Source organism: Nesterenkonia haasae (assembly GCF_010119385.1).
Lineage (GTDB): Bacteria > Actinomycetota > Actinomycetes > Actinomycetales > Micrococcaceae > Nesterenkonia > Nesterenkonia haasae.
This window is the reverse complement of sequence record NZ_VFIE01000024.1, coordinates 118,553-142,245: the sequence shown is the minus strand read 5'-3', so window position 1 is coordinate 142,245 and position 23,693 is coordinate 118,553. Positions and strand designations below refer to the sequence as shown.

Sequence of the window (23,693 nt, the reverse complement as noted above, 5' to 3'; positions counted from 1 at the left end):
TAGTGCCCGTCTACGATTCCATTCTCCAGCGCCTCACGTACTCGTTGGGATTCTGGCATCTGGGCCATGCGGCACCTCCTTGAGTGTCGAGCTTAGCTGTTCGGGGCGACCGCTTGCCGGCGTCTCAGCACAGGATGAGCATTTTTTGCCGCATGTGGCACAGGTCACTTGTATGCGTTAGGCTCGCTGTTGTATACATCACAAAAGTCCAGATATGTATCACGAGATGAGGATTTCAGTGGGACGAAACGACCGGTGGCTGTTGGCGGACCTCTTCCGCGTCCTTGGCGGCCAACGTCGGGAGGATGACCGAGTTCCAGAGGCGCAGGCGTCACCCGCCGAACAGTTGAGGGCCGCTTGCGAGGTGCTTGTGAGCGATATCGGTGAAGCCTCAATACGCGCAGTCGCCGAACGCGCTCTCGACAGCTACGCGCAGCTGTCAGATTCAGAGAAGTCCAGTTTCTTCCACCACCTGTTGGACGCCTACGGGGTGGATGCTGATCGGCTGCAGAGCGCCTACCGCACGTGGGAACAGCACCGCGGTCACCAAGATCTCACTGAGCTGTTCGTCGCAGTAGAACCCCGCCGGCAACAGTTGCTGCGCCGGATCAACCACGCGCCCAATGCCACGCTGGCACTGGTGAACATGCGCGCTGATTTGCGCAGACTCCTGAGGGCGCACCCTGAGCTCGCCCCCGTCGATGCGGATTTCCAGCATCTCCTGGCCTCCTGGTTCAATCGCGGCTTTTTGCGGATGGAAGAGATCACCTGGGACTCACCCAGAGAAATTCATGACCACCTCGTCAGGTATGAAAAGGTCCACCCAATGAGGCGCCGGCGCGATCTTCGGGACAGGCTCCAGCCCAAAGACCGCACCATGTACGCCTTCTTCCACCCCGCGACAGGTAACGTTCCCCTGATCTTCGTCGAGGTCGCCCTGGTCCGCGGGGTTCCCGCGCATATCAGCCCCCTTCTGCATCCGGATTCAGCAATCAATCCTGCCAGGGCAGACACCGCCGTTCTCTACTCCATCAACAATGCGCTGGACGGGCTGGCGGGAGTCTCGTTCGGAAACCTCCTTATCAAACAGGTGATCGACCACGTCCGAGACCAGCTTCCGCACCTGGAGAACTACGTGACGCTCTCCCCGATCCCCGGTTTTCGACAGTGGTTTGACGCTGAAGCAGAGCGGCGTGCCGACCTGGGTGACGCCAGCTACGCGCAGTTGAAGGAAGACATCGAGTCCCTCGGCGGCAAACTTGACAGCTCGCAGAACGACGACGCTAGGGCCCGGTTACTGGGGGAGAAGCCTAAACTGCCCAAGGACACGGTGGAGAGGCTACGCAGCCGACTCTTCCCAGTGGTCGCCACTTACATTGCTGAGAGCCGACGCAGCGACAGAAAGCCACTGGACCCGGTAGCACGCTTCCACCTTGGCAACGGCGCCATGGCATGGGAGCTGCAGTGGCCGGCGAATCCGGAATCTGCAGCCTGGAAGCAGTCCTATGGCGTGATGATCAATTATCGCTATCAACCCGAAAAGTTGGAGAGGCTCCATGAAGAGTTTGCCCGGCACCGGGCAATTGCACTCAGCCCGCAGATGTTGGGTCTGCTGAACGATGGCGAGACCACGCGGGAGGAACCCGAATACACCACAATGAAAGGACATTCGCCCATGTCAGAACCCTTCACCACCATTTACCAACAATTTCTTAGACGCGTGGAAGAGTCCCCGAGCAAGCCGCTCTTTCTGCTGCCTAATGACAGGACGATCAGCTACACCCAGACGTTGGAGACCGTGCAGCACATTGCAGCCACACTCATTGATGACGGGGTCGAACCTGGTGATCGGGTGGCAATGCAGGTGGAGAAATCACCGGAAGCCATTGCGCTGTACCTGGCTTCACTGCAGATCGGTGCAGTGTTTCTTCCGCTGAACACGGCATACACCAGTAAAGAGATGGACTACTTCATCGCCGATGCCACGCCACGGGTTCTCGTGTGCTCACCCGAGGCGGCGACGGAGCATGCACACCGCCAGGGTGTGGTTGTGGAGACCCTGGGCACCGACCAGGATGGCACATTGCTCAGGGCCAATCGACGGCATACAGGGATTTTCGAAGCAGGGCCGGATAACCTCGCCTCCATTCTCTACACCTCTGGGACCACAGGACGTTCCAAGGGTGCAATGCTCACTCACCAGAATCTGGCCTCCAACTGCCAAGCACTTCTGGAGACCTGGGAGTACACCGCTGAGGACGTCCTCATCCACGCCCTGCCCATCTTCCACATTCATGGACTTTTTGTAGCAGCGAATATGACTTTGGCGGCCGGTGCATCGATGCACTATCTGCCAAAGTTTGACGCAGAGGAGGTCATTGACCTTTTCTCACAGGCGACGGTCCTGATGGGTGTCCCCACCTTCTACACCAGGCTGCTGAAGAATCAGCGGCTTACAGCCGAGGCGTGTACCGCCATGCGGCTCTTTGTTTCTGGCTCCGCGCCCCTGTTGGCCAGTGACCACGAAGCTTTCCAGGAACGCACCGGTCACGCCATCGTGGAGCGCTACGGAATGACAGAGACCGGGATGAACGCCACCAACCCGTATTCGGGTGGACCTCGTAAGCCTGGCACTGTGGGCACCCCCTTCCCAGGAATCGACATTCGCGTGGTCGACCGCGAATCACACAGTCCAGTCCAAGACGGGGACGTCGGATTAGTAGAGGTGCGCGGCCCCAATGTCTTCAGCGGCTATTGGCAGATGCCAGAAAAAACCGTCGAAGAGTTTCGGGAAGACGGTTTCTTCATCACGGGAGATCTCGGACGCATAGACGAGGACGGGTACCTATGCATCGTGGGCAGGGATAAGGATCTGGTGATCTCGGGTGGTTACAACGTGTACCCCAAAGAGGTGGAAGAGCACCTCGACGCTCATCCCGACATTCAGGAATCAGCGGTGATTGGTGTGCCGCACCCTGACCTGGGTGAGGCAGTGGTGGCTGTGGTGGTGCCAGTCGCAGGCAAGGATCCGCAAGGTGATGACATCGTCGCGTTCATCGCAGATGACTTGGCGCGGTTCAAGCAACCCAAAGCTGTGCAAATCATCGACGTCCTGCCCCGCAACGTCATGGGCAAGGTTCAAAAAGTCGCTCTTCGTGAACGGTTTGCCGACCTTTTCAACTCAACCGGCGTCTGACCGACCGCAAATATCTGAAGGAGGCACATCATGGTGCTCTATGGAGTAGCAGCACTCGCGCTGTGCATGCTGGTAGGAATGATCATTGGAGATCTCATCGGGGTCTTCGTCGGCGTCGATGCGAATGTCGGCGGTGTCGGCTTCGCCATGATCATGCTCGTATTGGTCAGCGCATGGCTGCGCAGGAAGGGGCTATTCCCCAAACCGACCGAACAAGGTGTGCTCTTCTGGAGCGCCCTCTACATCCCCATCGTGATTGCCATGGCAGCTACACAGAACGTCGCGGAGGCCATCGAGGGTGGTCCCATGGCCATCCTTGCCGGAGTCGCCGCACTGGCCGCTGGAGCAGCCCTGGTGCCTGTCATCTCACGGATTGGTGAGCGATCTGAACCTCTGCCGCCGATGACCGAAGAAGAAAAGATGGAGGCCTGAGATGGATCTCATTGCAGGCGTTCTTGAACGCAACGGACTGCTCTTTGCCTTCGTCGTCGTCGGAGCCATGATGCTCGTCTCCGGCTGGCTTTCGAAGACCCTCACTCGAGGCCGACTCCAAGGCTCGGCCATCGCCATCATCCTGGGACTCGTCCTCGCCTATTTTGGAGGAATCCAAACAGGCGGCGAGGCTGGCATGGCCGATATTGCCATCTTCAGTGGCCTCGGCCTCATGGGTGGAGCCATGCTGCGGGACTTCGCGATCGTCGCCACGGCCTACGGCGTCGATCTTCAGGAAATCAAGAAGGCCGGAGCCGCGGGAGGGTTGGCCCTGATCCTTGGGGTGTTCGTCTCGTTTATCGCCGGTGCCGCTGTCGCCGCTGCCTTCGGTTACACGGACCCAGAGTCAATGGCTACCGTCGGCTCAGGGGCAGCCACCTACATCGTGGGCCCAGTGACGGGGACTGCTGTCGGGGCGAGCTCAGATGTGATTGCCCTATCCGTGGCGGCTGGTCTGGTGAAAGCCGTAATCGTGATGGTAGGTACGCCCATGATCGCGCCACTGATTGGCCTCAACAACCCTAAAGCGGCGATGGCCTATGGGGGTCTGATGGGCACCACATCCGGGGTAGCAGGAGGGTTGGCTGCCACTGATAAGCGCCTGGTGCCTTATGGAGCGATGACAGCAACTTTCTACACCGGCCTCGGGTGCCTCCTGGGGCCGAGCGTCTTCTACTTCGCGCTCAGGTTCCTGTTCGGCGGATAACGGATCTGACAGAATTCTTTGAGTCGCTCGGCGAACTCGGTCAATGTGCCGTGAGCGTGGTGTCCGGCTCTCCATGCGGCGTAGAGATGTATCTGGAGCGGTTGGCCCTGATGGTGGATCAGCAGTGGTTGAAGGCCGTAGCGGGCGTCGTCGGTCAGGATCGCAACACCGCGTCCGGCAGCTGCTAGCGCTTGCGCCACTTGGCTGTGTCGAGTCTCCAACGTCGTCACAGGTCTGAGCTCGGCATGATCGAGTGCCGCTTCAAAGACGCGTCTGGCCTTGAAACGCATGGTGGGCAGAATGAGAGTCTCGTCCACAAGGGCTTCCAGGTTCACGTGCTGCTGACCAGCCCACCGGTGGTGGGGCGGTACGTAAGCCCATACCGGAAGACTGGCCAAATGGGGCGCATGGGCGCTCTGCGGCCACCTCACCGGAGCAATGACCATGTCATAGCTGCCTAGGGTGCGGGCGGTTTCGGAATCGATCGCTATCTCGCTGACTGAGGGCACAGGGTCCTCGGGTCGGAATGTGGCCACGAAAGGGGCGACGATGTCAGTCAGTGTTGTGGTCGGTGCCGCCAGGGAGATCCTTGCCATACGACCATTCGCCAGCTGTGCAGCGTATTCGGCCGCCTCGCGATGCCGGTGCAGCAGATCCTTCGCCGTCTCGAGGAACTCGCGGCCTTCCGTGGTCAGATGCAGCCGACCACTTTGCCGGAGAAACAGCCTCAGGTTCAGCTCACGTTCCAGTTGCCGGACCTGTCGTGACAGTGAGGGTTGTGTCATATGAAGCTGCTGAGCGGCTGCTGACACCGTGCCGGATTCGACGACGGTGACGAAGTACCGCAGCAAACGAGTATCCATGCTTACCAAGCATACTATCCAGCACATCCAGGTATTGGACGGCATGAATACCAGGTGTGAAGCTGGAATCGCCCTCCTCCACGCCAAGCCCACATTGGAGCGTTGATGACCACTCGATCAACCTTTTCTGTCACCAATCCTGCAACTGGGAAGCTCCTCGAAGAGGTGGTGGACCTGACCGCCGAGCAAGCGCTCGCACAGGTACAGGAAGCGCATGAGGCGTTTCAGCACTGGAAGAACGTAGCCCCCCGGCACCGTGCTGACGTGCTGAACAAGGCTTACGACTTGATGATTGCCGATGTGCAGCGACTGCGGGACCTCATCGTTGCTGAAAACGGTAAGTCCCAGGCTGATGCCGAAGCCGAAGTTCGGTACGCTGCGGAATTCTTCCGCTGGTATGCCGAAGAGGCCGTGCGGCTTAGCGGTGAGTACACCACGGCTCCTGCGGGAGGGGTGCGCAACGTCGTCACCCACCATCCAGTCGGTGTGGCTCTGCTGATCACGCCATGGAACTTCCCTGCTGCCATGGCGACCCGAAAGATGGGGCCCGCCCTGGCGGCCGGCTGCACAGTCGTCCTCAAGCCGGCCCGCGAAACCCCCCTGACAGCGATCGCGATCGCCGAAATCCTCATTCAGGCCGGAGTGCCGGAGGGTGCGGTCCAGGTGGCAACCACCACCGCGACCCGCGAGGTCGTCACCGCGCTGCTGGGCGACGACCGAATCAAGAAACTCTCCTTCACCGGCTCGACCCCGGTAGGCCGCACTCTCCTGGCCCAGTGCGCAGAACGGGTGGTCAATGCCTCTATGGAGCTCGGCGGAAACGCTCCGTTCATCGTCACAGCTGACGCCGATGTGAAGGCTGCGGTCGAAGGCGCGATGGTGGCCAAGTTCCGCAACTCAGGTCAAGCCTGTACCGCCGCCAATCGCTTCTACGTCCACGCGGAGGTAGCTGAGGAGTTTATCGAGGCCTTCGGTACGCGGATAAGCCAGCTGAAAGTCGGTGATCCGGCCCAGGGTGCGCAGATTGGTCCGCTGATCCACGATCAGGCCGCCGTTGGAGTGCGGCAGCTGCTCGATTCAGCGCAGAACGACGGCGCCACAATCGCCTACCAGGCCCAGCTGCCTGAGGAGCTGGCAACTGAGGCCTTCGTTGCGCCCACCTTGCTGCGCGATGTGCCTGCCGATGCGGACATCCTCTCAGAGGAGATTTTCGGTCCCGTGGCCCCGGTGGTGGTCTGGGACGACACCGAGGAGATGCTTGCACAGGCCAACGCAGCAGAAGTCGGCCTTTCCTCCTACGTCTACGCCGGCAACCTCCAAGATGCTCTACGCATCGGGGAGCGCCTGGAGGCGGGCATGGTCGGAGTCAACCGCGGCATCGTCTCGGACCCCAGCGCGCCCTTCGGAGGAGTTAAACAGGCTGGCCTCGGGCGCGAAGGCGGCCACTGGGGCATTGAAGAGTTCACTGAACCCCAGTACCTGTCAGTGGATTGGCCGCAGTGATCAGCGTTGGCAAGCAGCTGAAGGGCGGGTCAAGACGATCGTGCTTCCCTCACGAATAGTGACTAGCATGGTGCTCGCTGGCTAGGGGGTGGCTGGCTACTTCTTCGTCCAGGGGGCCTCATCCGGCTGTGGTGAGTTCCGGCTAGTGGAAGGATGTCTATCCAATCTCATGCCTCGCAGGCAGGCTAGCGGTGTGATGCTAGTCACGCTGCTAGGAGGTACATCTCGTGACTCAACCTAGCCAGGCGAGTGCGAACCCCGGCTCCTCGGTCGCTGGTGATTTCCGGCCCTCACCTTCACGGGTGAAGATCTCGATTGACGGGGTCTCGAAGACTTTTCAGGTCAAGAAGCAGCGCACCGAGGCCCTAAAGGACATCAATCTGCAAATCGCCGAAGGGGAGACGGTTTCGTTAATCGGAAGGTCTGGCTGCGGTAAGTCCACCCTTTTGCGTGTTATGGCTGGCCTGTTACCTCCGAGTAGCGGAAATATCCTCGTAAATGGCAGTCCACTGTGGCGACGATCGCAGGTGGATACTAGTGTGATCGAGCAGCTCGGCGTCGTGTTCCAGGAAGCGAACCTCTTCCCGTGGTTCGACGTGACAGACAACATCGCTCTGCCGCTCAAGCTGCGCGGTGTGAATAAGACAGAGCGTCGCAAGCGCGCCCGCGAGCTTGCTGACCTGGTGGGTCTTGGAGGCTTCTTCAACTCCTATCCCCGGGAGCTCTCGGGCGGTATGCGTCAGCGTGTTGCGATCGCCCGAGCTCTTTCGCGGGGGCCAGAACTCCTGCTCATGGATGAGCCTTTCGGGGCCCTGGATGCGATGACGAGAGAAAAGATGAACCTCGAGCTGCAGCGTATCTCTCTGGCGACTCAAGTTACCGTCGTCTTCGTCACCCACGATATCTCCGAAGCGGTATTTCTCGGCGACAGGGTCATTCAACTCTCCCCGCGGCCAGGCCGTATCGAAGAAATTACTGATGTTGGCATCGCCCGCCCGCGCTCCGTCGATGTGCAGACGACGCCGGCCTTCGGCGAACGGATACGCAAGCTCCGTGACGCTTTGGAAGGGTAACTTTGAATATGCGGAATTCCACCCTGCAGAAGTACCTTTCCTGGATCGGCGCCCCCGCCGTCATTGTGCTGTTATGCCTGATCTGGGAGGTCTCAGTACGGGTGATGGAAGTGTCCACTCTTATCCTCCCGCCGCCTTCGATGATCGGTAACCGCCTGATCGAGCTCGTACAGGAGTCCGATACCTGGAACCACACGATGACCACGGTCACCGAGGTAGTCATCGGATTCACCTTGGCCGTACTCCTTGGTGTTTTCTTTGGTGTGCTGCTGGGCAAGATCGTGTGGTTGGAGTTGACTCTGCGGCCCGTATTTGTGCTGCTTTACATTATTCCCAACATCGCGTTCGTCCCGCTGTTCGTGATCTGGTTCGGCTTCGGGATGGGCTCCAAAATCGTGATAGCTACTGTGCTGGCCTTCTTTCCGATCATGCTCAACGTGCTCCTGGGTGTGAAATCGGTGGACCCGGGCCACCGGGACGTGATGAGCTCGCTCAACGCCACTAAGGCTCAGCGTTTCTCCAACCTCGAGGTCCGCTCCGTGATGCCCTATCTCTTGGCCGGAATGGAGACTGGCGTGGTGCTTGCCGTCATCGGCGCCATTGTAGGTGAGTACTTGGGAGGAAATGAGGGTCTCGGTTACCTCATTGTCCGGACGCTGAACCAGATGGACGCTCCTGGACTGTTCGCGGTAATCGTGATCCTTTCGGTAGTCGGCCTCATCTTCTACGGGATGGTCTTCCTGCTCAAGCGGTTCCTGATCCCGTGGCACGAGTCGGTCTATGCCTCACGGGGAGTCAGCGTATGAGTGCAGTGTCGCCAGAGCGAAGACAAGCTGATGCCCGGCAGGCGGTAGGCACCTCGCGCACACAGAGTGATATAGGACGTAGTTCTGCTATGAATGCCAACCAGCGTGGGCGGCGCAAGTCCGCAGATAAGCGTTCATCATTGGAGCGTCTGTACCGGCTGCTCTCGGCTTTCGACTACAAGCACACCAACCTGACGCTCTCCGAGCTTAGCCGTAGAGCTGGCCTCCCTCTATCGACCACGCATCGCATGGTGTCTGAACTTCTCGAGCTAGGGATGCTGGAACGTGATGAGGAGGCCAGGCTCTGCATGGGCGTCGACGTCTGGAAGTTTGGTCTTCTGACGCCGAAGACCCACGGCATCCAGCGAGCAGCCCTGCCCTTCATGCAGGATCTCTATTCGATCACCGGCTTCCCCATTCATTTGGGAGTTCCGCAAGGCAGCGAGGTCACAGTGGTCGAAAGCTTGCGTCCCAGGGAGGCCGGTCAAGAACGACCGCGTATCGGTCAGCGGGATCCGTATCACATCGTCGCTGTGGGGATGGCTTTGCTGGCTTTCCTCGAACCGGAATTCCAGGAGGAATATCTCCTTGGTCTAGAACTGAAAGGTGGGCTGGGACAAGAGTCCCCTGCTGAGGTGCGACGGGCGCTGGCCCGGGCGCGGGCGGACGGTTACAGCGTCAACAACAACAAGACATTTCCACGAGTCGGGGTTGGGGCTCCGATCCTAGACCAGTTCGGGCTGCCTCTTGCCTCGATCTCGGTAGTTGTGCCAGAAGGAGCAACCGAAACTCCCTATGGTCACATGATCCGCAGCGCAGCACGAGCCATCCAGCGCACCGCTTGGGAACAAGGGCTTGGAAGCCCAAGGAATTCGACTGCGCGGAAAAGTAGCTTGTCGCGTTTCTGAGACCTATGACACGGTTCAGTAACTCTCTTCGCAGAACCATGCTTGTCGCCGGCCATTCGGTGATGGGCCCTACATTCCGTCAATGATGATGGTGCAGAAGGAGAAGAATGGCGTTACGAAGCAACTTCGGCGCGAATAATGCACGAACGGTGATCCGCCGTGCACAGTGGGTGTCTCTGGGTATCAATCCTGAGGACATGGAACGCCCAAAGGTCGCCCTGGTCAATACCTCCAATGATCTTGCCGCCTGCTTCGCGCATCTCGACGAAATCGTAAATGTGCTCAAGACGCGCGCATATGAGACTGGGCTTCTTCCCTTTGAGATCCGCACCGCGGCACCCTCAGATTTCGTGACCAGCGCAGGCAAGGGAGGACGGTATATTCTTCCTTCTCGCGATCTCATCACCAACGACATCGAGGTGATGGTGGAGGGCGCCCAGCTCGACGCTATGATCTGCCTGAGCTCCTGCGACAAAACCACCCCCGGTCACCTCATGGCAGCAGGCCGGCTCAATATCCCCACCATCATCATCCCCTGCGGATACCAGCGCAGCGGGCTGGCCGAGGGCGGCGACTCCGATGTCGAAGAGGTCTTTTTCAAGTCTGCTGTGCAGGCGATGGACGGCAAGATCGAGGACGATGTTCTGCGTCAGGCCGATGATGCGATCCGGAGCCCGGGAGTCTGTTCAGGTCTAGCAACTGCCAATTCTATGCACATGGTCGCCGAAGCTCTAGGTATGACAGTGCCTCACGCCGCGCCAGTGCAAGCGAACTCGGAACATATGTGGGATGTGGTCGACCGCTCCGTGGACGCCATCGCAGTGGCCGTCGAGAAGAACCTTACGCCGAGGCGGATTATGACCAACGCCAGCGTCAATACTGCTGTCCGCACCATGCTTTCAGTGGGCGGCTCGAACAACACCATCAAGCACCTTCAGGCTGTTGCCGTCGAGACCGGTCTCGACATCGACGTCTGGGAGACCTATCGAAAGCTGGGGCGAGAGACCCCTACCCTGTGCTCAATCCGTCCGAACGGGGACCACCTAGTTGAGGATCTCGAAGCGTCCGGTGGTGCAGCCACCGTCCTGAAAGAGCTGTTGCCACTCATTGGTGGCGACCAGCTGACCATCACTGGGAAGACGCTGGTCGAGAACCTTGAAACAGCCAAACCAGCAGATGGAAAGGTAGTACGCCCGCTCGACGCACCCTTGTCCACCTCGCCAGCCATCGTGGTGGTCAAAGGTTCGCTGGTTCCCGAAGGGGCGGTGGTCAAACGTCCGATTCCGGATCCTGGACCATTCGAATTTACTGGACCAGCCAAGATTTTTCATTCACGGGAAGAAGGCATCGAGGCGGTGTCGCGCGGGGACATACAGCCTGGTGACGTCGCGGTGATACGCGGCCTCGGGGTTACCGGCGGCCCGGCCATGGGCATGGTCTCGGCCTTTATCTTCGCCCTGAACGGTCGCGGTCTGAGCGAGAAAGTCGCAGTGATCTCCGATGGCCAGCTCAGTGGACTTGTCAACCGTGGGATCGTCGTCGGGGAGGCTTCTCCCGAGGCCGCAGCTGACGGACCCCTGGGGAGAATGCAGAACGGCGATCAGGTCCACATTGACCTGATTACCGGCACTGTTGACCTTCTGGTGGATGAGGAAGTACTTGCGGCGCGGCCCCCCTACCAGGCGCCACCGGCAACTGAGGATTTCAGCGGCCTGCTCGACCAGTACCGTGCCACCGTACAACCGCTTGCTTGCGGAGCCGTGCTTTGCGGAAACGGACCTTGCTCTGCGCCGAAAGCCTGAATGTCACACCTTAAGCCAGCAACCGCGACCTGAGGAGCATAAGCATGAACACTGCGATTCGCGAACCCGCCCGTAGCACCCCCGTAGTCGGAGAATACGACGTCATCGTCGTCGGTGGAGGTCCAGCTGGACTGATGGCCGCTACTACAGCCTCGCGCACAGGGCGGTCCACATTGATGGTCGAACGTTACGGATTTCTTGGAGGTGCGGGGACGATGGGAGGGCTCAGCACCTTTTGCGGCTTGCATGCACGGGTGCATGGTGAACACAAGCGAGTAGTCCGTGGATACTGTGATGAGCTCATCGAGCGGCTTGAACATATGAACGCCATCAGTAAGCCGCACTTTAGCGTCCAGAACAGGATTCAGGCTCAGGCCTACGATATTTCCGCCTATAAGGTGGCCCTGGATGAGCTACTGCTCAAAGGCGGGACGGAAATCCTCTTCCATGCCTCCGTCGTTGGGCTAACGACGAACAATGAACAGCAGATTGACACAGTAATCGTGGAATCGAAATCTGGCCGGGAGGCCATTCGCGGAAGAGTCTTTATCGACGGCTCCGGTGACGCAGACCTAGCTCATCTGGCCGGCGCCCCCATAGAGAAGTCCCCAGATCTGCTGTATCCCTCACTGATGTTCCGGATAAATGGGGTTGATTACAACGAAGCCGGGGAGGCCTGGAGGACGGTCGCACGGCTCATGGAGGAGGCTGAAGCGCGCGGTGAGCAGAAGTTCCCACGGAAGAAGCCGATCGTTCGGCCCCAGCGTAATCCGTTGGAATGGCGCTCAAACCTCACCCAGCTCTCCAACGACGACGGTTCAGCTATTGATGGCACCGACGTCCGGCAACTGACCAAAGGGGAGCTCCAGGGACGCCAGCAGGTATGGGAAGTCTTCGACTTCGTCAAGCGCCGCACTCCTGGATTCGAGAACTCCTACATAGTCGACATTGCCCCGCAGGTGGGTATCCGCGAGACACGGCGGACAGTGGGGGTATATCAACTTAGCGAGGACGACATCCTCTCCTGCGTGAACTTCGATGACGCTATTGGTGTTCAGGGCTGGCCGGTGGAGGCACACGTTAAAGGAACGGTTGAGTTCCGTTTTCCGCATGCTGATGAGCAGTCTCGCGGCTTCAATCAGTTGCCCTACCGCATGCTGGTGCCGCAGCAGGTGGAGAATCTGTTGACGGTGGGTCGTTCGGCGTCAATGACGCAGGGGGGCCAGTCCTCAGCGCGGGTGACAGGTCCTTGTTTCGTCATGGGTCAAGCAGCCGGTATCGCCGCTGATATCGCCCTCTCTGAGGCGGCGGGTGTGGCCGACGTCGAGATTCCGGTATTGCAGCGCAGACTTCAGGAAACGGGTGCTTACCTCGGCGCAGACCTCGCCCCCGACACATTCAAAGAGTCGCCGCCTACTGTTCCGGCGGTCTGATGTGCAAGAGAAGTCGACTATCGCCCAAAAATCCAGCGCAAGGGAGGTAAACAGACCTGAGTAGCGATCGACCAGGGTCATGACTATAAACCGTGGTGAAATCCCTTTAATGCTGGACCTAGTCCAAGGAGAAATGATGCATCGGTCAATGACGCCCAACCTGTCAACTCTCGGAGACCCCCCTGCGGGAATGAGTCGTCGTAGTTTTTTCCGTGCTGGCGGGCTTGGGATTATCGCCGCAGCAGGTGCGAAGTCACTGGTGGCTTGCGATAACAACAGAGGCAGCGACACAAGTCTCGGTGAGGTGACCTATGTCAGCTTCTTACCGTTCGACACACTCTCATACGCTGCGGAGATGATGGCTATAGCCGGCGGATACGCCGCTGAGCACAGCATTGATCTTCAAGTGGAGGAGGCCAGGGGTACCGCGCCGGCGCTGCAGGCAGTCATCTCCGGCGTCGGGCTGATCGCCCGCTGCAACACCATTGACCTTGTACTGGCCCGGCAGGAGGGCCAACCTCTCGTTAACATCGGCACTATTGGACGAGGCCCCGCGCAGCGCATTAATTTTTCGCAGAGGAACCGGCTCTCCAGTCCGCAGGACTTCGTCGGAAAGACCATCGGCATCCCCTCGGAGGGCGGCAGCACTGAGAACAATCTGCGATTGACCCTGCAGCATGGCGGCATCGACCCCGATGACGTCACCATGCAGGTTGTTGCACCCACCCCAGCCTCTTGGGAAATGATTGGCCGAGGGCAGATCGACGGTTTCCTCACCAGCCCGGATCAGAGTTTCCTGCTGCAGGAGATGGAAGATGAAGCCGATGCTGTCGTTCTCGGAGACCTTGCCCCCGTGGTCTCAGACCGGCAGTATTTCGTGACCACCGAGGAGCACATCGAGAACAGCGCAGAGCAAGTAAGGGCCTACCTTGCTGCGCTCTCTGACGCGGTCGAGTCGATCGTGGATGACCCCCCTTCAGCCATCGCCACGCTGCGTGAGGAGTACTCCTTCTCGAGCTTAGACAGCGACAGTGTTGCCGCAGACGCCATCGATGTCCAAATAGAGAACTTCGTCAACAATGACGAGCCTGACCCTCTGTACACCGAAGCGGACATCTGGGCGGAGGGTTTGCAGGAGCTCGAAGGCGCAGGTTTCATCGACCCGGTGGAGGACCCCGATAGTTGGTTCAACAACAGTCTGCTTCAGAGTTGATCGGAAATGCCCACTGGGCGGAAAGCTACTTGACCCTTGATTCAGGCAACCTGATACTAAATGTGACACGGCACACATATTGGTTGTCTTTATTCAATGACCGGAGGGACCTATGCCTGACCAGGCCCAAAAAATCTTGACCGCACCGATAGGCAAGCTTCCAGAGTTAGCGGGGGCGCCATTTGGGCCCTCCGCCTGGCACACCATCACTCAAGAAGACATCCGCCTCTACGCCGAGGTTTCCGGAGATCACAATCCTATTCACGTGGACCCTGAGGCAGCCAAGAAGAGTCCATTCGGCACCGTGGTGGCACATGGATACTTGACTCTTAGCAGGGTGGTGCCGCTCATGAAGGAGATATTCAAGATCACTGAGGTCGGATCCGGCATCAACTACGGACTGGACAGGCTACGCTTCCCGGCTCCGGTGCCAGCCAATAGTCGTGTCCGGCTCCTTGGGGAGATCAGCGAGGTTAGAGAGATCGATGGCGGATATCAGGTCCACATCAGCCTGACGTGGGAACTGGAAGGAAGTCGTAAGCCCGCCGCTATTGCCAACCAGGTGTTGCGGTTCTACCGGTGAGGCGGCCAACGGGCCATCGCCTTACTTCTTTTGGTACCAGCTAGAGCTATAGAGGTTAGGGAGAACGTGTGCCATGACGACTCAAGAAAGCAGCCTGCAAAGTTACAGCGAACGAATTGATCCCAGAAGCCTCGCTGGCAAAGTCGCCATCGTCACAGGTGCAGGACGCGGTCTTGGCCGCGGTTACGCATTGGCGCTCGCGGCCGCAGGTGCCGCCGTCGTCGTCAACGACGCCGAAGAGAATTCCGCCTCGACGGTGGCCAGTGAGATCATTAACGGCGGGGGGAGCGCCATGGCTGCCACTGGAAGAATCGGGCCTGAGGCTGCCGCCGTGAAGTTGGTGGAGAAGGCCACGAAACAATACGGACGCCTCGACATTATGGTGACTAACGCCGGTGTCCTGCGAGACCGCGTCACGTGGAAGATGACAGAAGAGGACTTCGACACTGTCATTGAGACCCACCTCAAGGGCTCATGGACCTGCGGCAAGGCAGCCATCCAACAGATGAAGGCACAGGGAGAAGGCGGCCGTGTGATCCTCATCGGGTCCCCAGCAGGCCAGTTCGGCTCGTTCGGCCAGTCCAACTACGCATCCGCCAAAGCAGGCATCGTCGGTCTCGGGCGCACTTGGTCCATGGAGCTTGCACGGGACAAGATTAACGTCAATATTGTAGTCCCTACCGCGATGACCGCGATGACTGCGACCATTCCTGCCTACCACGAGTGGGCCGAAGCCTTCGAGCGGGGCATGCCGCTCCCTCCAGTTGCCCGCCGTGAACACGCACTCGGCGGCCCCGAAGATGTCACGCCCCTCGTTGTGTGGTTAGCCTCTGACGATTCTGCAGCGGTCACGGGCCAAGCCTTCGGTCTCGGCGGTGACCGCTTTGTCTTGTACTCTCACCCAGCTGAGCAGGTAACTGCGGATCACGACGGCGGGTGGACAGTTGCCGCCATCGGTCAATCCTGGCGGGACAAGTTCGCCGACCACGCCCAACCCTCAGGCCCGCGTCCCAAGCCGGATCCACGCGAGCACAGGGCGCTGTCCCAACCGAACGATTCCGGTGAGTGATCTCGGTGTATGAGAACCATGCGAATATCTGGGAGGCAGTAGCCCAGCGGCGGCCTCACTGGACTGCTCTGATAGCAGGCGAGAAGCGCTACGACTTCGATTCCTTTGACCGCGAAGCCAAGTGCTTCGCCGCCTCCCTGCAGGGAGCGGGGGTCCGCTCCGGAGACCGGGTGGCGTTCTATCTGCACAACACCGCCGAGTTTTTTATTGCCTTCTACGCATGCCTGAAGATCGAGGCCGTAGCCGTCTCGCTCAACTATCGGTACCAAGCTAACGAGATTGTTGAACTGGTGGAGGTGTCCAGGCCGAAAGCCCTCATCTACCGTGTCTCCAGCAAGGACGCCGTTCGACATGTGCAGCAGCAACTGGCCGGTGGAGAAGCTACCCCGGAGCTGTGGATTGAAGTCGATGACGGCGACTACGCCGAGATCCCGGAGGCCCCGGGGCCAGAGGGGGCACGGACCTTCGAGGCCATGGCGTCTGTGGAGTATGAGCTGACTGCGCCACGTCCTGAAGGGCATGCTGAGATGTACATGTTCACCGGTGGTACCACTGGCCGGCCCAAAGCCGTGGTTTGGGCTTTGGGAGATTTGCTGAAGATTCAGCGCACTTCCACTTACGCCCCTTTGAAAATTCGCCCGCCGGACAGCTTTGAAGAAGCTGCACGGATAGCCTGCGACGAAGCCACTCCGCAGGTCACCACACTGCCGTTGGCTCCTTTCATGCACGCCACGGCATTGTTCATGTCCATGAACACCCTCAACGTAGGCGGCACGGTAGTGATCAGCCCTTACCCAAGCCTGAATACCTCCGCAGCGGCGGATCTAGCGATCAGTAACAACGTCACGCAACTCATTGTGGCCGGTGACGCTGTTGCGCTACCGATGGTCGAGGCCCTGGAGAGCCATGCTAGACGGGACAAGCTCCAGATCAATTCCATCATGAGCTCGGGAATGCGGTTGAGCGACGAGACCAAAGAGCGCATCCACCGGCTAGGCGAGGTCCGAATCATGGACATTCTCGCCTCCAGTGAGGGTGGCCCTTTCGCCATGGGTATTAGCACCAATGCTGCTGCTCTACCCGCACATTTCAAGCTCACCCCAGAGGCCGTAGTCCTCGACGAGCAAAATCGGGAGGTCCAAGAGACTCCGGGGGCCAAAGGCTTGCTCGCCTATAGAGGTGCACTGCCCAAGGGATATCTTAACGAGCCGGAGAAAACGAAGGAAACCTACCCCGTCATAAACGGTGTGCGATATGTCCGTCCCGGCGACTATGTAGAGGTCCAGGCCGGAGGCTACATCGAGTTTCTCGGCAGAGGTTCGGCCGTGGTCAACACCGGTGGAGAGAAGGTGTACCCGGCAGAGGTCGAAGAGGCCCTGTTGGAAGTTGACGGCGTCAACGACGCAGTAGTCTTCGGTTTGCCGGACCAGCGCCTCGGAGAGCGCGTCTCCGCGATCGTCGCTGTCGACGACGGCGCCACTGTTACCGCAGAGAAGCTTCAGGAGTGGCTCGGACAGAAGCTTGCCGGTTTCAAGAAACCGCGAACCATCGTGATTCGTTCCTCACTGGATCGCACACCGGCCGGCAAACTTGACATGCGTAAGGTGAGACAGACTGCCACTCAGGCTGCGTCCGAAATCAAAGGAGAGACAGCCCTGTGACCCCTGGCCGAAAGGCTAGCCCGTCTTAGGAGTGGCTGACCTTTTCAAACTATTCGGGAATGATTACCGACGCTGAGAAAATTGCGCTGGCGCGGTTGCGAAAATTCCTGGAGGAACGGGCCGAGCGACTACGCGACTAGGAAACAACAGCTAGGGCGGCCAATTGGTGGCTTCCAACTGATCCAGGAGAAACTCGAACGCATGCTGGGTAGTCTCAATGCCGCACTTGCACTTGCGATCCGGTTGGCTGAGTTGTCCGAGACCCAGGCGGGAGTCAACGATGAACAAGCCGCCCTGGCCCAGGTTTGGGTATGTGCCCATATGTGAGAAACAGCTGCGCTGGGCCGGGAGATCTTAGGGGTAACGGGATCTTTGCTTGAAGAAGGTGGCGCACTTCCACGCAGACGCTGAATCGCTCTACACGTTCGAAGGGACCCATGAGGTCAACTCACTCATCATCGTTGGCCGGGCTGTTACCGGTCTCAGTGCCTTTGCGTGATGTTGCGCTCTGACCGAGCACGCGCCGAGGGGCCTCGTCTCTGGCTTAGTCATGTCAACAGCTCTCTGCCCGATGCAGTCAAGTCAGTCAGAGCGCTCCACGACGCTGTATGAGGAGGGCCGCTGCCGGGCGTGCAGGCCAAAGACTTCTACTAGAGCGGAGACGCCTGCATTGTTGGCACCTGCCACCATGATCTGTACCGCTTGAGGGTTGGTCAGGGCCGGCACCAAATCCGGGTTCTCAGATCCGCTGGCTGTATCTCCCACTGCGTCAGGGTGGTCGCTGGCCATCCGCCACCGAGAATGGTGGGACACCGCATCTTTGCCCACAGCAGCGAACTCTGTGCGTGACCGTACCGCGTGCTGGAAGATGAAGTTGCGCAGATCCTCCTTGTCCCAGCCTGCGGTGGCAAAGAGAGCGGCATGTTCGGGAGCTACCACCAATAGTGTGTGGGTGTATTCGTGGATGAAAGCACCAGTGCGTGTAATCGAATCGACAAAATCCAGAGCCAGCTGTTCTGGTAGCTGGGTGTGTCGGGCTTCGATGTGCATCACTGAGCGGATGACGAATGAGGTGACGACATCGTCTTCCGGATTGAATCCGTACTCAGTGTGGAGCGGGGACCATGGACTCTGTTCCTCATTTTCCCCGATGACTGCGGTGTATTTTGCCGGTGTGGCCTGAGTTGCCTGGTCGAGCTTATGCGGCTGCAATCCGAAGACATTGATCAAACCCAAGCGGATGGCGCGGCCGATAGTGGCATTGGCCCGGTGCCCGGAGCCGAAAATGTTTCCCTGAGAATTGATCTCGAGTCGATGACGGATCGGTCCGTTGACCACGGTGAAGGGCGCCGTGCCTGTTGTGGATTGCCATATACCGCCCTTTGGGTTGGGCTCTTGGGCGATTCCTTCCCAGGCGGCGACTACTACGGGAAAGTACTCGGGTTTGCACCCTGCTAGGGCGGCGTTGATCGCTGCATACCGCACGTTGAGTTGACGGTTCAGGTGCGGTTTTTCGAAGAGCACATCTTCCGGATGCTTTGGTGTCGTGGCCAGGAATTCCGCCACGATGGATTCGGTCACCGGGGCTACAGGCAGTCCATCGGTCCACTCCTGCTCTTGGTAATACTCCAGGACGTGACGGATTGAGTGTGCATCCACCTCGGGGTGGTTGACAGGGGTTGTTGGCTCAGAATGCGTAGCAGTCATCTAGATCTAACCTTCCACTCCGAAAATCCGTTCGATACCGGGCACTAAATCCTTGGCTCGTTGCTTGAGTTCCTGTGCGTTCAGGCTTGAGATTGGGTGTGCTGCGGCGAGGAAGTCATAGCCGCTAAAGCCTTGGACCTTGGCCATGGCCTGCCCAGACATGAGAAAAGACTCGCTGCAGATGCTGACTGCAGGGATTCCGGCTCGTTCGAAGAGGATGCCATCGGTGACGGTGGCTGCGCTGCATGATCCGCAGTCGCCGACGGCGGTGACAACGACGTCACATTCATCGGTGATCTGTTGGAGCAACTCATCCTTGACCGGGGTCCCGAAGTAGTCCTTGGTATACATCCTCGTTTCAGCGATGTCATAGCGACCTTTGAGTTCAGCGGCGATGTTCTCCAGCAGTGCGGTGGCGTTGGGCTTGGTGTTGTCCAAAAGGGCAACTCTGATGCCTTGGAGTGTGCCCGTGCGGGGAGCCAGCGTGCTGTCGTCTGAGCGTGCGTCGGCCCCGGTGGGGTCCAGGATCATCTCTGTAGTCGTAGTGGTCATTGGTCCACCCCTTCTGATAATGCGTTCCACATCACACACAACCACGTGACACTGAGTGTCTAAACCTATGTTTCCGCAAATTGGAAGGCCTCCCGCCGGGTGGAAGGCCTCCGCGAAAACAGGTCGCTCCGTGAAAAGGATGGCAAGCGCCTGGTCACGTGGGCCGGGGGATCCCCTGGCGTCGCCACGGTGACTATTCGCTTCAACTGCCATTGACGATTCTCGCTGTTCTGTTGCCGCAGGTACTGTTCGCCGGCAATACGGTGATCGTTAAGCTGCTGCCGACTGCGCCTCTGGCCGCCACGCGATTGGTCTGGCGAGTGCCAGAAAATCTTCCGCCGGGCTTAACTCAATATTGTCACCGGCCGCAATGAGGTGGTCACCGAGCTGATCACAAACGACGACATCGCGAAGCTGACATTGACTGGTTCTGTGGGCGGCTGGATGAAGCTGCACGAATTGGCCTCTCAATGGATGAATCGAGTCACCCTCGAGCTCGGCGGCAATGACCCTGCACTGATTCTTGAGGACCCGACCCTGTATGACCTTCATCTGGACCGGCTCTATGTGCAACGAGCACGTGTCAATGAAGTGGTGAGTGGACTCTCTACCCAACTGGATCGCCGCGGCGGGATCCACTGGATCACGTTCAAGGTCCCGCCCCGGTCGGTCTCCGCCTTCTACTCCTCACGCGGGCGCAGATCAGTCCAGTCTTGCCCGTTTAGGCCCGATGAAAAGTCATGACCTTCCCAGGTGGTGATGTTGTAGGCGTTGATCTGAGAAACGAATACAATCGGGGCCGTGATCATCGCCTCGGATGCCGCCTCTTCAAGCTGGGCCAAGTGATCTCCGCGATCGTCTTGCCCAGCTGTGAGGATGGCGCTTCGTGCTGCTTCGTCGATCGCGTCGTCACAGACGCCGGAGGGATTGCGTGCAGCCACCCGGTCCGGATTGCAGGTGTACCAACGGGTGATGCCGATGCTGGGATCCGTAGAGAGCGTGGCAATCTGAATTGCAGTGTCGAAATCTCGTTGTTCGTAGACCTTCTCCGTATAGACGTTGGTCTCTAGAGCCACAAGCTCCACTCGGATGCCGACCTCAGCTAAGGAAGACTGCATGACTTCTGCAACAGCGGCGGCATCGGCCAGGGAACTCATGTAATGGACGTCCATGGCGAATCGGTACCCGTCGCTGCCGGGTGTGAGCCCGAGTTCGTCGAGCGCCTCGTTGATGCCGTCAACGTCGTAAGCGAAGTCTTCGGCGAAGTCCACGTTCTGGCTCCGCGCCCAGTCCAGGGATTCAGGGAAGATGCCGTGGGGGACCTCGGAGGTATTCGGTAGGGCGGTCTCGACTACCTGTTCCTTATCGACGGCTGCGTACACGAGTTGCCGGACTGCCGGGTCGGTGAGCTCCTCGGCGTCGGCGTTGAACATTAGAACGATCTGCTGAGGAAGGTTTCCTCGAAGCGTGAGTTCAATATCAGGGTCGGCTTCGAAATCCTCCACACGGGTGGCTACTATTCCGCCGCGCTGATGTATCTCGCCCGATAGCATCGCCAAATCGCTGGCGTTAGGATCAGTCATTATAGGAAAGATAACTCGGTCTACATTGACCTCCTCTTTCCAGTAATTCTCGTTCCCCACAACTTCTACCCGGTCGGACTCGATGAACTCATCGAAGACTAGTGGGCCGGTTCCCACAGGCGCACTATTGGCTTGGTTTTCTAGGTACTCGGTACCTTCGTAAATGTGCTTAGGCAGAAGAAACTGCAGCGACAATGACTCTAGGAGGGCACCATACGGCTCGTTCATCTGAAGGATCACGGTGTGATCATCGGGAGTCTGGACCTCCTCGATCGCGTCGACAAAGTCCGCGCCCAGGGAATCCAGCGGCATGATTTCCTCGAAGTTGAACTGCACATCCTCGGCAGTGAACGGTTCACCGTCGTGCCATTGGACGCCCTCTTCAAGGTGGAAGGTGACCTCGAGGCCATCATCGCTGATCTCCCAATCATGTGCCAGCCAGGGAACGATTTCGAATTCATCGGTAATACGTACCAGTGGTTCCAGCATTGAAGAGCCAACCTGCTGGACCGCTGGAGAGGTGACGAACTGCGGATTGAGCATGGGTAGGGTACCGGTCGATGAGACGAAGAGGCGCTCTTCCCCGTCGTCACTGGTGGCCTCGCCACCACAGGCGCTGAGTGTCAGAGCGGCAATGGCCGCGGTGGTGAGTATGGTCCGTAAGGTGGAATTCATCGTCACATCGGTCCTTTCTGGAGCAGACGATTAGTTGTTTGCCGGAGTGACGTCAAGCCAGTCGCCAGCAACCAGGCCGTCAGCAAAGTCATGTCCCTGCCAACGTTCTGTGTTGTAGACAGTGACTTGGTCAAGGTGCGCTAGGGGCGCTGAAATCATGATCTCGGCGGCACGCTCCTCGAATTGGCGCAGGTGCTCGGTGCGTTCCTGTTGCTCGAAGCTGAGGAGCGATTGGCGGGCGGCTGAGTCAATTGAGTCGTCGCAGACCCCCGAGGGGTTTCGTGCCGCGATGTTGTTCTCGTTGCACGTGTACCACAGTCCAAGGCCAAGACTCGGGTCGGATGAGGCCGTGGTGATCTGGATCGCTAGATCGAACTCTCTGTCGTGATAGACCAACTCGGTGTAGACGTTGGGGTCGTATCCCTCCAGATTGAGGCGGATGCCGACGTCCTCCAGAGAGGACTGCATAACCTCTGCCACATTGTGAGCGTCGGCGAGAACGCTGAGGTAGTAGATGTCTAGAGTGAACCGGTGACCGTCGGCTTGTCGTGGGTGGCCGGCATCGTCCAGGGCGTCATTAATGGCATCAACGTCACGTGGAAAGTCCTCCACCAGGTCCACATTGGGGCTGGAGGCCCATTCCATGGCCGGGGGATAGATACTGTGAGGAAGGTGCGAGGTGCCCGGCAGAGCGGTTTCAACGAGAACCTCTTTGTCGATAGCGGCGTATACCAACTGCCGCAGCGCAGGATCCGAGAGTTCCTCGCGGTCTGCGTTGAAGTTGAACATCACTTGCTGGGGGAGATTCCCTCGAGTTGTGGTGTGTAGTTGGGGGTGGTTTTCGATTTCTCCGAGTCGGGTGCGGCCAAAAGAACCCACCCGGTCGATGTCACCTGCCAGCAGTGACAAGTCTCGAGCGTTGGCGTCGGTGGTGTTGGTGAAGATGACCCGGTCAACCTGGACATCTCCCTTCCAGTAGTCACCGTTGGCGATGACTTCGATTCGATCACCATCCTCGTGAAGATCGAAAGTGAAAGGGCCCGTTCCCACTGGCTCCATGTTGGCGGGGTTTTGTAGGTACTCGGTGCCTTCATAGAGGTGCTGGGGAAGAATGAACTGCAGAGCCAGTGCTTCCAGAAGCGCCCCATAGGGCTCAATAAGCGTGATCTGAACAGTGGCCTCGTCGAGAGTCTCAACTGAGCCGATGGCGTCGATGAACTCGACCCCGAGCGTATTCAGCTCGAACAATTCATCAAAGTTGAACTTCACATCGCTCGCCGTGAATGGTTCACCGTCGTGCCATTGGACGCCCTCCTCGAGATGTAGCGTCACCTCAAGCCCGTCATCGCTGATGTCCCAATCCCGGGCGAGCCAGGGTATTACCTCGTAGTCGTCGGTGATACGGACCAGTGGTTCCAACATTGACTGACCCACAAGGGTGACCGCGGGGGATTGAATAAACTGTGGATTCAGGATGTTGGTGGTCCCTGTGGGAGCGACAAAGACGCGCTCCTCGTCGGAGTCTTCAGCTGCCGCGCTGTCGTCGTCGCCACAGGAACTGAGCAGCAGAGCGGCAATGACCGCCGCAGAGGCACCCAGTGGCCAGCAAGGCTGGGAGGGCCTCTGTGGCCGTTCTCGATACGCGAATGTCATATGGGTGCCTCATTATCCGGAGCTGGGTGATAGTGGTTCTGCGGCAACGGTCGGGTCCCGTTGCGCCCTCTCGCCCAGCTTGCTCGTGGGATGTGATGTGTGCCACATCTATTTCCAATTGGTGGAAGGCAAAACCCCCTGATGCCTAGATCTCGCTTTGGCACTCACGACGAAGTTCCTTGCGGCACCATCGTCTGAGCGTTTAAGCAGCACAG

General features: G+C 58.8%; 21 protein-coding genes. 16 read left to right on the top strand and 5 right to left on the bottom strand.

Annotation, left to right across the window (positions count from 1 at the left end):
- The first annotated feature begins 238 nt into the window (after positions 1-238).
- Genes FH975_RS12610 through madM form a run of 3 tightly spaced genes read left to right on the top strand, consistent with a single transcriptional unit; the run spans position 239 to position 4,394 of the window.
- The gene (locus tag FH975_RS12610; protein ID WP_328821881.1) at positions 239-3,196 is read left to right on the top strand and encodes an AMP-binding protein; all 2,958 of its coding nucleotides are present in this window, start codon (positions 239-241) and stop codon (positions 3,194-3,196) included.
- A gap of 30 nt (positions 3,197-3,226) precedes the next feature.
- The gene (madL, locus tag FH975_RS12605) at positions 3,227-3,628 is read left to right on the top strand and encodes a malonate transporter subunit MadL (RefSeq protein ID WP_162321652.1); all 402 of its coding nucleotides are present in this window, start codon (positions 3,227-3,229) and stop codon (positions 3,626-3,628) included.
- Position 3,629: 1 nt separating this feature from the next.
- Positions 3,630-4,394, top strand: a complete 765-nt coding sequence (gene madM, locus FH975_RS12600; protein ID WP_153077885.1) for a malonate transporter subunit MadM — start codon at positions 3,630-3,632, stop codon at positions 4,392-4,394.
- Here madM and FH975_RS12595 read toward each other — a convergent pair.
- Positions 4,361-5,257 carry a LysR family transcriptional regulator gene (locus FH975_RS12595; protein ID WP_162321651.1) on the bottom strand — a complete coding sequence of 299 codons (897 nt, stop codon included), beginning with the start codon at positions 5,255-5,257 and terminating at the stop codon, positions 4,361-4,363. The two genes, madM and FH975_RS12595, sit on opposite strands and share 34 nt — an antisense overlap.
- A gap of 105 nt (positions 5,258-5,362) precedes the next feature.
- On the opposite strand from FH975_RS12595, the gene FH975_RS12590 reads away from it, so the two are divergent.
- The 12 genes from FH975_RS12590 to FH975_RS16810 all read left to right on the top strand — a co-directional run bounded on the left by FH975_RS12590 (position 5,363) and on the right by FH975_RS16810 (position 17,807).
- Complete coding sequence (locus tag FH975_RS12590; RefSeq protein ID WP_162321650.1) at positions 5,363-6,760, top strand: NAD-dependent succinate-semialdehyde dehydrogenase; 1,398 nt, start codon at positions 5,363-5,365, stop codon at positions 6,758-6,760.
- Positions 6,761-6,987: 227 nt separating this feature from the next.
- Positions 6,988-7,833, top strand: coding sequence for an ABC transporter ATP-binding protein (locus FH975_RS12585; protein WP_202923230.1), 846 nt, complete (start codon positions 6,988-6,990; stop codon positions 7,831-7,833).
- Positions 7,834-7,841: 8 nt separating this feature from the next.
- Positions 7,842-8,639, top strand: a complete 798-nt coding sequence (locus FH975_RS12580) for an ABC transporter permease (RefSeq protein WP_162321649.1) — start codon at positions 7,842-7,844, stop codon at positions 8,637-8,639.
- An 89-nt stretch (positions 8,640-8,728) separates the two neighbouring features.
- Complete coding sequence (locus FH975_RS12575; protein WP_162321648.1) at positions 8,729-9,547, top strand: IclR family transcriptional regulator; 819 nt, start codon at positions 8,729-8,731, stop codon at positions 9,545-9,547.
- 107 nt (positions 9,548-9,654) lie between these two features.
- On the top strand, positions 9,655-11,349 hold the full coding sequence (locus FH975_RS12570; protein WP_162321647.1) for a dihydroxy-acid dehydratase domain-containing protein: 1,695 nt from the start codon (positions 9,655-9,657) through the stop codon (positions 11,347-11,349).
- 44 nt (positions 11,350-11,393) lie between these two features.
- Positions 11,394-12,782, top strand: a complete 1,389-nt coding sequence (locus tag FH975_RS12565) for an FAD-dependent oxidoreductase (RefSeq protein WP_162321646.1) — start codon at positions 11,394-11,396, stop codon at positions 12,780-12,782.
- Positions 12,783-12,930: 148 nt separating this feature from the next.
- Positions 12,931-13,995 carry an ABC transporter substrate-binding protein gene (locus FH975_RS12560; protein WP_235928712.1) on the top strand — a complete coding sequence of 355 codons (1,065 nt, stop codon included), beginning with the start codon at positions 12,931-12,933 and terminating at the stop codon, positions 13,993-13,995.
- Positions 13,996-14,107: 112 nt separating this feature from the next.
- Positions 14,108-14,578, top strand: a complete 471-nt coding sequence (locus FH975_RS12555) for a MaoC family dehydratase (RefSeq protein ID WP_162321644.1) — start codon at positions 14,108-14,110, stop codon at positions 14,576-14,578.
- Between the two features lie 73 nt (positions 14,579-14,651).
- Positions 14,652-15,647 carry an SDR family NAD(P)-dependent oxidoreductase gene (locus tag FH975_RS12550; protein ID WP_162321643.1) on the top strand — a complete coding sequence of 332 codons (996 nt, stop codon included), beginning with the start codon at positions 14,652-14,654 and terminating at the stop codon, positions 15,645-15,647.
- A gap of 5 nt (positions 15,648-15,652) precedes the next feature.
- Positions 15,653-17,308: an AMP-binding protein gene (locus tag FH975_RS12545; protein ID WP_162321642.1), complete on the top strand. Its 1,656-nt coding sequence runs from the start codon at positions 15,653-15,655 to the stop codon at positions 17,306-17,308.
- An 81-nt stretch (positions 17,309-17,389) separates the two neighbouring features.
- Complete coding sequence (locus tag FH975_RS12540; RefSeq protein WP_162321641.1) at positions 17,390-17,635, top strand: acyl-CoA dehydrogenase family protein; 246 nt, start codon at positions 17,390-17,392, stop codon at positions 17,633-17,635.
- A 49-nt stretch (positions 17,636-17,684) separates the two neighbouring features.
- Positions 17,685-17,807, top strand: coding sequence for a hypothetical protein (locus tag FH975_RS16810; protein WP_268896738.1), 123 nt, complete (start codon positions 17,685-17,687; stop codon positions 17,805-17,807).
- Between the two features lie 83 nt (positions 17,808-17,890).
- On the opposite strand, the gene FH975_RS12535 is transcribed toward FH975_RS16810, so the two are convergent.
- Both FH975_RS12535 and FH975_RS12530 read right to left on the bottom strand, forming a co-directional pair.
- On the bottom strand, positions 17,891-19,015 hold the full coding sequence (locus tag FH975_RS12535) for a hypothetical protein (RefSeq protein ID WP_162321640.1): 1,125 nt from the start codon (positions 19,013-19,015) through the stop codon (positions 17,891-17,893).
- 6 nt (positions 19,016-19,021) lie between these two features.
- Positions 19,022-19,567 carry a UGSC family (seleno)protein gene (locus tag FH975_RS12530; protein WP_162321639.1) on the bottom strand — a complete coding sequence of 182 codons (546 nt, stop codon included), beginning with the start codon at positions 19,565-19,567 and terminating at the stop codon, positions 19,022-19,024.
- 354 nt (positions 19,568-19,921) lie between these two features.
- Between FH975_RS12530 and FH975_RS17100 the strand changes: the two genes are divergently transcribed.
- A complete protein-coding gene (locus FH975_RS17100) occupies positions 19,922-20,311 on the top strand; it encodes an aldehyde dehydrogenase family protein (RefSeq protein ID WP_407938634.1) in 390 nt (129 codons plus the stop codon).
- Here FH975_RS17100 and FH975_RS12520 read toward each other — a convergent pair.
- On the bottom strand, positions 20,248-21,825 hold the full coding sequence (locus tag FH975_RS12520) for an ABC transporter substrate-binding protein (protein ID WP_162321637.1): 1,578 nt from the start codon (positions 21,823-21,825) through the stop codon (positions 20,248-20,250). The genes FH975_RS17100 and FH975_RS12520 overlap by 64 nt on opposite strands.
- Positions 21,826-21,855: 30 nt before the next feature.
- Positions 21,856-23,478 (bottom strand): ABC transporter substrate-binding protein, encoded by a 1,623-nt coding sequence (locus tag FH975_RS12515; RefSeq protein WP_162321636.1) that lies wholly within the window; start codon positions 23,476-23,478, stop codon positions 21,856-21,858.
- Positions 23,479-23,693 lie beyond the last annotated feature (215 nt).

Bases quoted from the DNA above. Each gene is read 5' to 3' on its own strand.
- madL (WP_162321652.1), top strand. From the start codon at position 3,227: ATGGTGCTCTATGGAGTAGCAGCACTCGCGCTGTGCATGCTGGTAGGA.
- madM (WP_153077885.1), top strand. From the start codon at position 3,630: ATGGATCTCATTGCAGGCGTTCTTGAACGCAACGGACTGCTCTTTGCC.
- FH975_RS12595 (WP_162321651.1), bottom strand. From the start codon at position 5,257: ATGGATACTCGTTTGCTGCGGTACTTCGTCACCGTCGTCGAATCCGGC.
- FH975_RS12590 (WP_162321650.1), top strand. From the start codon at position 5,363: ATGACCACTCGATCAACCTTTTCTGTCACCAATCCTGCAACTGGGAAG.
- FH975_RS12580 (WP_162321649.1), top strand. From the start codon at position 7,842: ATGCGGAATTCCACCCTGCAGAAGTACCTTTCCTGGATCGGCGCCCCC.
- FH975_RS12575 (WP_162321648.1), top strand. From the start codon at position 8,729: ATGAATGCCAACCAGCGTGGGCGGCGCAAGTCCGCAGATAAGCGTTCA.
- FH975_RS12570 (WP_162321647.1), top strand. From the start codon at position 9,655: ATGGCGTTACGAAGCAACTTCGGCGCGAATAATGCACGAACGGTGATC.
- FH975_RS12565 (WP_162321646.1), top strand. From the start codon at position 11,394: ATGAACACTGCGATTCGCGAACCCGCCCGTAGCACCCCCGTAGTCGGA.
- FH975_RS12560 (WP_235928712.1), top strand. From the start codon at position 12,931: ATGACGCCCAACCTGTCAACTCTCGGAGACCCCCCTGCGGGAATGAGT.
- FH975_RS12555 (WP_162321644.1), top strand. From the start codon at position 14,108: ATGCCTGACCAGGCCCAAAAAATCTTGACCGCACCGATAGGCAAGCTT.
- FH975_RS12550 (WP_162321643.1), top strand. From the start codon at position 14,652: ATGACGACTCAAGAAAGCAGCCTGCAAAGTTACAGCGAACGAATTGAT.
- FH975_RS12535 (WP_162321640.1), bottom strand. From the start codon at position 19,015: ATGACTGCTACGCATTCTGAGCCAACAACCCCTGTCAACCACCCCGAG.
- FH975_RS12530 (WP_162321639.1), bottom strand. From the start codon at position 19,567: ATGACCACTACGACTACAGAGATGATCCTGGACCCCACCGGGGCCGAC.
- FH975_RS12520 (WP_162321637.1), bottom strand. From the start codon at position 21,825: ATGAATTCCACCTTACGGACCATACTCACCACCGCGGCCATTGCCGCT.
- FH975_RS12515 (WP_162321636.1), bottom strand. From the start codon at position 23,478: ATGACATTCGCGTATCGAGAACGGCCACAGAGGCCCTCCCAGCCTTGC.